11 protein-coding genes and 1 riboswitch are annotated in these 11,321 nt (G+C 72.7%); of the genes, 8 read left to right on the top strand and 3 right to left on the bottom strand.

Annotated elements, in window-relative coordinates; genetic code table 11:
• Nucleotides 1-19: 19 nt before the first annotated feature.
• A complete protein-coding gene (locus tag CITRI_RS19250) occupies nucleotides 20-1,039 on the bottom strand; it encodes an aminoglycoside phosphotransferase family protein (RefSeq protein WP_010142838.1) in 1,020 nt (339 codons plus the stop codon).
• A gap of 81 nt (nucleotides 1,040-1,120) precedes the next feature.
• Here CITRI_RS19250 and CITRI_RS0101740 point away from each other — a divergent pair, with 81 nt between their 5' ends.
• Nucleotides 1,121-2,005: a CPBP family intramembrane glutamic endopeptidase gene (locus CITRI_RS0101740; protein WP_010142837.1), complete on the top strand. Its 885-nt coding sequence runs from the start codon at nucleotides 1,121-1,123 to the stop codon at nucleotides 2,003-2,005.
• A gap of 116 nt (nucleotides 2,006-2,121) precedes the next feature.
• On the opposite strand, the gene CITRI_RS0101735 is transcribed toward CITRI_RS0101740, so the two are convergent.
• Nucleotides 2,122-2,778 (bottom strand): VOC family protein, encoded by a 657-nt coding sequence (locus CITRI_RS0101735; protein WP_010142836.1) that lies wholly within the window; start codon nucleotides 2,776-2,778, stop codon nucleotides 2,122-2,124.
• 140 nt (nucleotides 2,779-2,918) lie between these two features.
• Nucleotides 2,919-3,033, top strand: a riboswitch (SAM riboswitch).
• Between the two features lie 72 nt (nucleotides 3,034-3,105).
• On the opposite strand from CITRI_RS0101735, the gene CITRI_RS0101730 reads away from it, so the two are divergent.
• Genes CITRI_RS0101730 through CITRI_RS0101720 form a run of 3 tightly spaced genes read left to right on the top strand, consistent with a single transcriptional unit; the run spans nucleotide 3,106 to nucleotide 6,360 of the window.
• Nucleotides 3,106-4,482 (top strand): O-acetylhomoserine aminocarboxypropyltransferase/cysteine synthase family protein, encoded by a 1,377-nt coding sequence (locus CITRI_RS0101730; RefSeq protein WP_010142835.1) that lies wholly within the window; start codon nucleotides 3,106-3,108, stop codon nucleotides 4,480-4,482.
• Between the two features lie 17 nt (nucleotides 4,483-4,499).
• A complete protein-coding gene (locus CITRI_RS0101725; RefSeq protein ID WP_010142834.1) occupies nucleotides 4,500-5,621 on the top strand; it encodes a homoserine O-acetyltransferase in 1,122 nt (373 codons plus the stop codon).
• 46 nt (nucleotides 5,622-5,667) lie between these two features.
• A complete protein-coding gene (locus tag CITRI_RS0101720; protein WP_010142833.1) occupies nucleotides 5,668-6,360 on the top strand; it encodes an alpha/beta hydrolase in 693 nt (230 codons plus the stop codon).
• Between the two features lie 4 nt (nucleotides 6,361-6,364).
• On the opposite strand, the gene CITRI_RS0101715 is transcribed toward CITRI_RS0101720, so the two are convergent.
• Nucleotides 6,365-6,631 (bottom strand): RNA-binding S4 domain-containing protein, encoded by a 267-nt coding sequence (locus tag CITRI_RS0101715; protein ID WP_010142831.1) that lies wholly within the window; start codon nucleotides 6,629-6,631, stop codon nucleotides 6,365-6,367.
• A gap of 271 nt (nucleotides 6,632-6,902) precedes the next feature.
• Here CITRI_RS0101715 and CITRI_RS0101710 point away from each other — a divergent pair, with 271 nt between their 5' ends.
• From CITRI_RS0101710 to CITRI_RS0101695, 4 genes are read left to right on the top strand one after another with little or no spacing between them, the layout of a single operon-like run.
• Complete coding sequence (locus tag CITRI_RS0101710) at nucleotides 6,903-8,294, top strand: glycine--tRNA ligase (protein ID WP_010142830.1); 1,392 nt, start codon at nucleotides 6,903-6,905, stop codon at nucleotides 8,292-8,294.
• Between the two features lie 5 nt (nucleotides 8,295-8,299).
• A complete protein-coding gene (locus CITRI_RS0101705) occupies nucleotides 8,300-9,448 on the top strand; it encodes a GNAT family N-acetyltransferase (RefSeq protein ID WP_010142829.1) in 1,149 nt (382 codons plus the stop codon).
• Nucleotides 9,445-9,894 (top strand): PaaI family thioesterase, encoded by a 450-nt coding sequence (locus CITRI_RS15845; protein ID WP_010142828.1) that lies wholly within the window; start codon nucleotides 9,445-9,447, stop codon nucleotides 9,892-9,894. The genes CITRI_RS0101705 and CITRI_RS15845 overlap by 4 nt, the downstream gene beginning before the upstream one ends.
• A 7-nt stretch (nucleotides 9,895-9,901) precedes the next feature.
• Nucleotides 9,902-11,311, top strand: a complete 1,410-nt coding sequence (locus CITRI_RS0101695; protein ID WP_010142827.1) for a YibE/F family protein — start codon at nucleotides 9,902-9,904, stop codon at nucleotides 11,309-11,311.
• Nucleotides 11,312-11,321: the final 10 nt, after the last annotated feature.

The raw sequence follows: 11,321 nt of genomic DNA, 5'->3' as shown, positions 1-11,321 counted from the left end.
GGGGAGTGACGCCGGCCCCTCACCGGACGCCCGCCGTCAGCGCCGCCACGGCCCGGCCGATCCGCGGCAGCACCTTGCGCAGCAGCTTCGGCCAGTTCGCCGGGCCGGCTCCGGTGGACGGGTCCTCGCGGCCGGCGGCATCCGCCAGGGTCTCCAGGGCCGTCCAGCCGAGCCAGACCCGGGCCCGCCACGCCTCCGCCGGGTCCCGGGCGATCGACTCCAGCCTCTCTTCACCGTGCCACAACGAGAGGTAGGCCGGGTTCAGGGCGGGGTCCCAGGCGCTGGCCAGGTCCCAATCGAGGATCCCGGTCAGGGCCCAGTCCCCACCGGAACGCTCCCAGCGCATGTTGTGCCCGGCCAGGTCCCCGTGCACCAGGGACGGGGCCACCACCGGGTCCTGCGTCCACGCGGTCAGGGTGGCCAGCAGGTCCCCGGCGGTCTCGGGGAAGGCCGCCGCGGTCACCGCCGGATGGCCTGCGACCCACTCACCGTCCCACAACTGCCCGCCGTAGGTCTCCCGCAGGCGCGCGGGCAGCTGGCACACCGTCCGCACGCGTTCCGCCGTCCACGGCCCGCGGTAGGCGAACGGCGGGCCCAGGTGCGGTTCCAGGGCGGTGGTGTCCACGGCCGCCAGCGCCTCGCACAGTCCGCGCAGCACCACCGGATCACCCTCGTGCGGGGGATGCGCCCGGCCGGGCAGGTACTCCTGCACCACGGCGGCGGTCCCGGCCCCACCGCTGACCACCTCGGTGAGGGGCACGGGCACGGCGACGGGGAGCTGCGCCGTGCTCGCCAGGGCCTGGACGAGCTCGACGTTCGCCGGCAGCCGCTCGGCGGCCACCGCGTTCCGGGCCATCCTCACCGCCCCCACACCGGGCAGCACGAGCACGCGGTGGAACTGCCCGCCCTCCTCCACGGTGCCGGCGGACCAGTCCGCCGTGGCCAGCCGGTCCGCCGCCGCGGGGGAGGCGCTGCCCAGCGGACGCGCGGAGGCGGCACGGGCGAGCGCGAGGTCGGCGGCGGTGGGTGGGGAGGCCATGGGTCCACGGTAATCGGGCCCGGGGCCGCGATCCGCCCCTCGCTGCAGGTGCCCCTCGGCGACCCTTCCTACACTGGTGCGGTGAGCACCCCCGCAGCCTCCCGGCCGACCGACCGCCTGCGCCCCTCGGCCATCACCCCACCGTCGGCCGGAACGGTCCGCTGGGAGATCGCGATCGTGCTCGGGCTGTCCCTGGGCCAGTCGGCCGTCTACGCGATCGTCAACCTGCTGGAGAAGATGAGCCGGGGCCCGCTGTCCGGGCAGACCACCACGCTGAACCCGCCGCTGGCGGACCGGCAGTACTGGGACCTCACCTACCAGCTGCTGGACATCGTCTTCGCCCTGGTGCCGGTGCTGCTGGTGTTCCACCTGCTGGTGATCCGCGGCCGCAACCCGTTCCGGACCTTCGGCCTGGACGCCCGTCGTCCGGGGGCCGACCTGGCCTGGGGCGGGGCCCTGTTCGTGGCGATCGGCCTGGGGACCCTGGCGGTCTACGCGGCCGGGCGGGCGGCCGGGGTGACCACGGCCATCGTGGGCAGCGCGCTGGACGATTACTGGTGGACCGTCCCGGTCCTGGTGCTCTCCGCGCTGCGGCACGCGCTGCTGGAGGAGGTCATCGTGGTGGCCTGGCTCTTCGACCGGCTCGGCTACCTGCACCAGTTGAGGTCCGGGCTGGACCCGGCTCGGCCCGGTGAGCCCGGTGGGCTGCGCACCTGGGCGAGCGGCGCCGTCGTCCCCCTGAACACCACGGCCGTGGTGGTGGGATGCGCGGTCCTGCGCGGGGCCTATCACCTGTACCAGGGGATCGGGCCGGGAGTGGGGAACCTGCTCATGGGCCTGGTGTTCGGTGCGCTGTACGTGCGCTACCGGCGGGTGATGCCCCTGGTCGTGGCGCACCTGCTGCTGGACGTGACCGGGTTCGTGGCCTATCCGGTCCTGGCCCAGCTGGGGCTGTTCGGCACCTGAACCCGGCCCGCGCCGCCGGTTCCGGTCGGCTCCGCGCGGGATCGGCGGGTGTCCTGGACGCGAAGGCCCCCGCCCACCGGGCCGAGGGCCGGGAGGGGCGGGGGCCGTGGGGCGCGTCAGAGGGTGACGGTGCCCTTGGGGGTCTCGAAGGTGACCTCGAGGATGCCGGGCGTGCCGGAGGGGGACTCGTAGATGACGTTGAGGTCCTCGACCCTCTGCTCGGGGTCGTCCAGTCCCAGCCAGCCCCGCACCCGGTCCCGCGATCCGGCGATCGTGATGGAGGACAGTTCCGCCTGCGGCTCCGCGGCGCGGGAGGGGTGCAGCTCCTCCATGCCGTCATCCCAGCGCAGCAGGTAGGGCACCTGCGGGTCGGCGATGAGGCCCTTGATGCCGATCTGGCGCCAGGTCAGCTCGCGGCCGTCCGGGAACTTACGGTTGCCCGGAACGGACTGGCGTTCCAGCCGTTCCTCGAACGGGGCCAGGTCGTCCACGGCCACGCACCAGCCCATCCAGCCGCCGCCCATCTCGGAGCGGGCGCGCACGGCCTGTCCGAACGGGGCCTTGCCGGAGGAGGGGTGGTCGAGCACCTCGACGACCTCCAGGTACTGGTGCTTGCGCAACGGGAAGATGGCGTTGCGGGTGCCGAAGCGGGGGTGGACCCCGCCCTTGACTCGCTCGATGCCCAGGGCATCGGCGATCCGGGCCACCGCGGCGGGGAGGCCCTCTTCGGGGCCGACGGCGTACGAGACGTGATCAAGGCGCATCATGTCCATATCGTCCCACTTCCCCGTGGCGGAGATCGCTTAGGTTACCCTCACTTGAAAAGTTGCGCAGATCACACTCCGGCGGGGCGGCGGTCACACTGTGACCGAACGGGATGACCCGCTCGCACCGATCTGGCAGACTGGGCGCAGGTCATGAGCGCCAGCATCGAGCCCCGGCTTGCTGGCCGGCAACCCTCCAGCTCGCGGTGGGGTGCCCCGGGTGAGGACCTGGCGGGTGTCGACCGGCACCTGCAAGCGCGGGCCACCACGGCGCGGCATGCTTCACGGCACCGTGATGCCACCGGGTGGCCCTGGACGGATACAGGAGCCATGTCGATGACCGACACCCCGAACCAGGCCACCCCGGACACCGACCCGGCCGGCGCCACGGACTCCGCCGCGAACTGGGGCTTCGAGACCCGGCAGGTGCACGCCGGCATCCCGGAGGTCAACCCCTTCGGCGCCACCGCGCTGCCGATCATCCAGTCCAACTCCTTCGACTTCCCCTCCCACGAGGTCGCCGCCGACCGGTTCGCCCTGAAGGACCTCGGGCCCATCTACACCCGCATCGGAAACCCGACCCAGGAGGCCGTGGAGGGCAAGATCGCCGCCCTCGAGGGCGGCGCGGGCGCCCTGCTGCTGGCCTCCGGGCAGGCGGCCACCACCTTCTCCGTGCTCAACCTCGCCGGTGCGGGGGACCACGTGGTGGTCTCTGCCTCCCTCTACGGCGGCACCCAGAACCTGTTCAAGCACACCCTGGCCAAGATCGGCATCACCACCACCTTCGTCCAGGACCCGGACGACCTGGACGAGTGGGCGGGCGCCATCCAGGACACCACGAAGCTGTTGTTCGCCGAGTCCCTCGGCAATCCGCGCGGGGACGTGCCGGACCTGCGGGGCATCGCCGACGTCGCCCACGCCGCCGGCGTGCCGTTCATCGTGGACAACACCCTGGCCACCCCCTACCTGCTGCGGCCGATCGAACACGGCGCGGACGTGGTCGTGCACTCGGCCACCAAGTACCTCGGCGGCCATGCCGTGGCCATGGGCGGGGTCATCGTGGACGCCGGGACCTTCGACTACGCCTCCCAGCCGGAACGCTTCCCGGGCTTCAACACCCCGGACGAGAGCTACAACGGACTGGTGTTCGCCCGGGACCTGGGCGTCGGGGGCATCCTCGGGGCCAACCTCGCCTACATCCTGAAGGCCCGCGTGCAGTTGCTGCGCGACTTCGGCAGCTCGATCAGCCCGTTCAACGCCTTCCTGCTCAACCTCGGCCTGGAGACCCTGTCCCTGCGGATGGAGCGTCACGTGGCCAACGCGCAGAGGGTCGCCGACTACCTGGACGGCCACGCCCAGGCCGAGGCCGTGATCTACCCGGGCCTAGCCTCCAGCCCCTGGTACGAGCGCGCGCAGCAGTACCTGCCCCTGGGCGCCGGCGGCTTCGTGTCCTTCGAGATCGCCGGTGGCCGCGAGGCCGGCGCGCGGTTCGTTGACGCCCTGCGCCTGCACCACCAGGTGGCCAACATCGGCGACATCCGTTCGCTCGTCATCCACCCGGCCTCCACCACGCACTCCCAGCTGACGGAGGACGAGCAGCGCGCCGCCGGTGTCACCCCCGGCCTGGTCCGGCTCTCGGTGGGCGTGGAGAGCATCGATGACATCCTGGCGGACCTCGAGGAGGGGTTCGCCGCCGCCAACGTCAGCGCGTGAGGCACGGAGGGACCCCCATGACCATGACCAGCCCCCACCAGACCCGCACCGCCCTTCCCGACGGCGGCCTGCACTCCCGGCGGATCGGCGCCTTCGACTTCGAGGCCGGCGGGCACCTGCCCGCCGTGGAGATCGCCTACGAGACCTGGGGCACGCTGAACGCGGACCGGTCCAACGCCGTGCTGGTGCTGCACGCCCTGACCGGTTCCACCCACGTGGCCGCCTCCACCGGGGAACCGGAGGCCGGCTGGTGGGAGGGCATCATCGGACCGGGCGCGCCGGTGGACACGGACCAGTGGTTCGTGGTGGCCCCCAACATGCTGGGCGGCTGCTACGGGACGACCGGTCCGTCCTCGCTGGACGCGGACGGCACCCCGTGGGGTTCGCGGTTCCCCTTCACCACCATCCGGGACTCCGTCCACGCCGAGGCCCGGCTCGCGGACGCCCTGGGCATCGAGGCGTGGCATGCCGTGATCGGCGGCTCGATGGGCGGGGCCCGCGCCCTGGAATGGGCCGCGACCTACCCGGGGCGGGTCCGCGGCATGGCCGTCATCGCCTGCGGCGCCCACTCCACGGCCGAGCAGATCGCGTTCGCCCAGGCCCAGGTCCAGGCGATCACGCTGGACCCGGACTTCCAGGGCGGTGACTACTACGGCCGCTCCCGGCCCGACGCCGGCCTGGGCATCGCCCGGCGGATCGCGCACATCACGTACCGCTCCGAGCCGGACATGGGGTCCCGGTTCGGGCGGAGCCCGCAGCAGGACGAGGACCCCTTCGGCCACCCGCTGCGCCGGAGCGGTCGGTACCAGGTGGAGTCCTACCTGGACCACCAGGCGTCCAAGCTCGCCGGACGCTTCGACGCCAACAGCTACCTGGTGCTCACCGAGGCGCTGATGAGCCATGACGTGGCGCGGGGCCGGGGGAGCGAGGAAGAGGTGCTGGCCGGGATCCCCGCCGCGGCGTTCATCGCCGCGGTCGACTCGGACCGGCTCTACTTCCCGGGCCAGTCCCAGGAACTGGCCCGCCAGCTGCCCGGGGAGGTGCCGGTGTTCATGATCGACTCGCCGATCGGCCACGACGGGTTCCTGACGGACATGGACCAGGTGGCCGGGGAGATGAAGCGGGTCCTGAGACTCTGACCGGTCGGATTGATCGGCTCTCGCCGGGGGCCTCTACCCTGTGGGTATGACTGATGCCGCCGCTGCCGCCACCCCCGAGCCGTTCGTCCGCTGGTCCCGTCCCGAGGTCGAGCGCGCGGGCACCCCCCTGCTGGTGGTGCTGCACGGCTACGGCGCGGACGAGAACGACCTGTTCGGGATCGTCCCCGAACTGCCGGGCAGGTTCACCATCGCCTCGGTCCGGGCCCCGCTGGCCATGGACCACGGCGGGTTCACTTGGTTCCCGCTGAGCACCTCGATGACCTCCTCGCCGCTGGCGGTGCGCGCCGCCGTCGAGGACCTGCAGGCCTGGGTGGACACCCAGCGCGAGCAGTTCTCCAGCGTCTCCCTGCTCGGGTTCTCTATGGGGATGGCCATGGCCACCTCGCTGCTGCGGCTGGACCCGGAGGCCTACTCCTGCGTGGTCGGTCTCTCCGGCTTTGCCGTGAACCCGGCCCAGGACGGCGCGGCGGCGAGTGCGGGCACCGGGCCCCTGGCCGGGTTCTTCGATGACGAGGCCGTCAAGCGGGTGAGGCCGAAGGTGTTCTGGGGCCGGGACCAGGCCGATCCGGTCATCACCCAGGACAAGGTCGAGTACACCCACGCCTGGATGAACGAGCACGTGGACCTGACCAAGGTGCTCTACGCGGGGATCGGCCACGGCATCGGCCCGCAGGAGCTGCGGCACGTGGGGGAGTACCTGGACTACGTGGTCCGGTAGCCCCTCAGCGGTCCGCCGGGACCACCTTCACGGCCTCGCCGGAGAACTCGATGATGTCCCCGTGGTGCAGCTGGCGGCCGCGGCGCGTCTCGGGGTCCCCGTTGACCTGCACCAGTCCGGCCTCGATGACCACCCGCGCGTCGGCCCCGTCCTCCACCAGGTTGGCGAGCTTGAGCGCCTGCCCGAGCCGGATCACCTCGTCACGGATCTCGAGCCGCGTCGGATGGGACGCCGGGGACTGGGGTGCGTGGCGGGCGGTGTGATCGGACATGACTCCATTGTCGCCGATCACGCGGGGAATGGGTGAGGAATTATCCGCCTCCGTGCGGGAGCGCACCGAGGGCGCCGGGCGCGGCGCCCGTCCCCGTCGTGCCCAGCCACGGGGAGCGCACCGCGGTGGTGGCGGTTCAGTGCCGGGGCGGCCGGGCACCTAGACTGTCTGACGTACTCGCCGGTCTCGCACCGGCTGCCCCGCCCGACCCACCAGCACCAGCGCGGGCCGCCGCCAGCGGCCGATGCGCAGACACGGATGTGATGCCCCCATGGCCCCCAAGTCCACCCTCGACCAGGTCATCTCCCTCGCGAAGCGACGCGGATTCGTCTTCCAGGCCGGAGAGATCTACGGCGGTTCCCGCTCGGCGTGGGACTACGGGCCACTGGGCGTGGAGCTGAAGGACAACATCAAGACCCAGTGGTGGAACACCTTCGTGCGCGGCCGGGAGGACATGGTCGGACTGGACTCGTCCATCATCCTGCCCCGCGCCGTCTGGCAGGCCTCGGGCCACGTGGACACGTTCACCGACCCGCTGGTCGAGTGCCTCTCCTGCCACAAGCGCCACCGCCAGGACCACCTCATCGAGGCGTTCGAGGCGAAGAAGGGCCGCCGGCCCGAGGGCGGCACGGACGGCATGGACGAGATCGTGTGCCCGGACTGCGGGACCCGCGGGCAGTGGACCGAGCCGCAGACCTTCTCCGGGCTGATGAAGACCTTCCTGGGACCGGTGGACAACGAGGAGGGCCTGCACTACCTGCGCCCCGAGACCGCCCAGGGCATCTTCGTGAACTTCCTCAACGTGGTGGGCGCCGCCCGCAAGAAGCCGCCGTTCGGCATCGGCCAGATCGGCAAGGCCTTCCGCAACGAGATCACCCCCGGCAACTTCATCTTCCGCACCCGCGAGTTCGAGCAGATGGAGATCGAGTACTTCGTCCACCCGGACGAGGCCAAGGGCCACTTCGACACCTGGGTGGAGGCCTGCTGGAACTGGTTCATCGACCTGGGGATCAACCCGGACAACATGCGCCGCTTCGACGTCCCGGACGGCGAGCGCGCCCACTACTCCGACGCCACCATCGACCTCGAGTACCGGTTCGGCTTCCAGGGCTCGGAGTGGGGCGAGCTGATGGGCATCGCCAACCGCACCGACTTCGACCTGAACTCCCACACGGCGGCCTCGGGCACCAAGATGCAGTACTTCGACCAGGGCACGGGCGAGCGGTACACCCCGTACGTGATCGAGCCGAGCTTCGGGCTGACCCGCTCCATGATGGCGTTCCTGGTGGACGCCTACCGCGAGGAGGAGGCGCCCAACGCCAAGGGCGGCACGGACATCCGCACCGTGCTGGGCCTGGACCCGCGGATCGCCCCGGTCAAGGCCGCCGTGCTGCCGCTGTCCCGCAAGGAGGAGCTGGTGCCGACCGCGAAGAGGCTCGCCGACGAGCTGCGCGGGGTCTGGAACATCGACTATGACGACGCCGGCGCCATCGGCCGCCGCTACCGCCGCCAGGACGAGATCGGCACCCCGTACTGCATCACCGTGGACTTCGACTCGCTCGAGGACCAGGCCGTGACCATCCGGGAGCGGGACACCATGGCCCAGGAGCGCGTGGGCCTGGACCAGGTGCGCGGCTGGCTGTTCGAGCGGCTGGCCCAGTGACCCCGGTGGACACGGACCAGCCCGTGAACGTCACCCTGCGGCCCTGGGCCGAGGGGGACGACCTGCGGCTGCTGCAGACCTGGGGTGACCCCTCGGACCCGCAGCAGCACCAGGACCGCACCCTGTTGCGCCCCTCCCACGACGGCGGTTCGGCCGCGGGTGCCGACGGCTGGGTGCGCTGTCTGGTAGCCGAGGACAACGGCGTCCCGGTGGCGGCCGGGGTCGTCTCCACCTCCCGCGTGCACCCGAAGCGGCTGTGGTTCTACGCCGAGACGGCCGCGCCCGTGCGCCACCGCGGCATCGGCACGATGCTGCTGAACGCGCTGCGCGCGGAGGCGGACGTGGCCGTGGAGACCATCGGGACCGTCGAGCTCAAGACGCGGCTCGCCGTGGGGCACGAGGGGAAGGTGCCGGACGGCGCGGAGGCGACCCAGCGGTTCCTGGCCGGCCACGGGTTCCGTGAGGTCCAGCGCTCGCGGCGCATCGTCGTCGACTCCGGGGTGCTGGCACCGCCGGAACTCTCCGAGGGCGGGATGACGCTGGAGGAGGCGGCCACCGGCTCGGTGGAGCTGACCCAGGCGGTGTCCGTGTTCTACCAGGCGGTGCACGACTGGGACCCGGCCGAGATGACCGTGGGACGGGCCCAGCAGCTGCTGCTCGGCCCCCAGACGGGTGCCTCCGGGGCCGTGGTGCTGCGCAACCGGCCGAAGGCCGAGGGCGGCACGATCACGGCGTTCGCGATCTCCTACACCCCGGAGCGCACCGAGGACCCCACGGACGTGCTGATCGGCTGGGACCCCGAGCTGGCCCCCGCGGACGCGCAGTTCGCCGCGGGCGCCCTGCTGGCCATGCTCACCGCCCAGTACCCGGTCCAGGTGGAGGCCGACGACGCGATGACGGCGCTGACCCCCATGCTCGACCAGCTGCTGTCCACCGGGCACGCCCGGGTGCTGCTGGACACCCGGATCTGGGCGACCGACCGGTCCGAGGACCGCGAGCCCGCCCGGGACGCCGCGGTGGAGGGCGCTGCCGGACCGGGGGCCGAACCGGGTCCCGACCCGGCCGACCTTCCGGACCCGCTGGCCGGGTCCGGGGCGGACTCGGCCGCGGACCCCGACGAGACCGAGGGCGAGCGCGAGGGGGCACCGCTGTGACCGATCCCCAGGACGCCGCGGCCGGCACCGCGGTTGACCCCGCCGTGCGCGCCGAGCGGGCCGCCGCCATCCTCGCGGTGGACACCCCCGTGACGGACCAGGGCATCACGTTCGTCGCCGGGGACGACGCCGGGTGCACCATGGCCATGACGGTGCGGTCCCGGCAGTGCAACTCCCACGGGATCTGCCACGGCGGGATCACCATGCTGCTGGCGGACACCGCGGCGGCCTACGCGCTGAACACGGGGGAGGAGTCCCCGCGCTGGGTGACCTCCCACTCCAGCTCGTCGCTGCTGGCGCCCGGGCGTGAGGGGGAGGTGCTCACCGCCACCGCCGAGATCGGCACCGGCAGCGGGTCCTCGCGGATCGTGGACGTGCGGGTGACCGAGCCGGACGGGACCGTGGTGGTGGAGATGCGCAACGTCATGGTCCGGCTGCGGGGCTGACCGCCCGGTGCAGGACAGCCTCCCGGGCGGCCACGGCCATGGCCACGGCCTCGACGCCGGACCCGGGGCCGACGCCGCGCTGACCGGCCCCGGCGGGTCGCGCCGCCGCGTCGTCACCGCCCTGGCGGCGATCCTCGTGCCCGTGACCCTGCTGCTGGTGGCCGCCATGATCGCCCTGTGGCCCTCGGGGTCCCACCGGGAGCTGTCCCTGGCCGATCCCTACGGCACCGCCTCGGGGGTGACCCTGTTCTCCGGGACGGTGACCGCCGTCGAGCCGAGGGACTGCGGGCCGCAGGCCGGGGCCCTCGAGACCCCCGGCGGTGCCGTGGTCGGTGAGGGCGCGGCGGCGCAGGTACGGTGCGTGGACGCCATCGTGGACCCCGACGGCGGCGGCACCGACGCCGCGCGGGTGCCGGTCCCGCCCGAGGTCGGCGCCAGCAGGGACGTGTCCGTGGGCGACCGGATCAAGGCGCTGGACCTGTCCGCGCTGCCCGGCGGCACCGCCGACGCCGACGCCGGCGGGCCGGCGGCCGGGGCGGGGGCCTCCGGGGCGGTCGACCACGTCTTCGTGGACTTCGAGCGGGCGGTGCCCGTGGTGGCGCTGGCCGCGCTCTACGCCCTGGTCGTGGTGCTGGTGGCGCGCTGGCGCGGGGTGCGGGCGATCCTGGGCCTGGGCCTGGCCTTCACGGTGCTGTTCTGGTTCATGGTCCCCGCCCTGCTGGAGGGCGGGCCGCCGCTGTGGGTCGGCCTGGTGGGCTGTTCGCTGATCATGGTGGTGGTGCTGTACTTCGCCCACGGGTTCTCCCTGCGCACCACCACGGCCCTGCTGGGCACCCTGATCGGGCTGGGGCTGACCGCGGTCCTGGCGGCCTGGGGCACGGACGCCGCCGCCCTGACCGGGATGGGCGACGAGTACTCGTACGTGCTGGCCGCCGTGGCCCCCGAGGTGCGGCTCAGCGGGATCGTGCTGTGCGGGCTGCTGGTGGCCGGCCTCGGGGTGCTCAACGACGTCACCATCACCCAGTCCTCGGCCGTCTGGGAACTGCAGGCGGCCAATCCCCGGGCCTGCGCACGGGAGCTGTTCGCGGCCGGGATGCGCATCGGGCGGGACCACATCGCCTCCACCGTCTACACCATCGCCTTCGCCTACGCCGGCGCGGCCCTGCCGCTGCTGATCGTGGTCTCCCTGTACGACCGGTCCTTGGCCGACACCCTGCTCTCGGCCGAACTGGTGGAGGAGGTGGTGCGCATCCTGGTCGGCTCGATCGGCCTGGTCCTGGCCATCCCGGTGACCACGGCGATCGCGGTGGGCGTGGCCAAGGCGGTGCAGGTGCAGGTGCAGGTGCCGGCGCCGGCGCAGGTGCGGGCTGGTTCCGACCGTCCCGGGAGGGGACAGCGGGCCGACGCCGGACGGTGACCGGCCCGGA

Origin of the sequence: Citricoccus sp. CH26A, from assembly GCF_000224415.1 — a bacterium.
In the GTDB taxonomy this organism is placed as follows: Bacteria; Actinomycetota; Actinomycetes; order Actinomycetales; family Micrococcaceae; genus Citricoccus.
This window is presented reverse-complemented; position numbering and strand designations above follow the sequence as displayed.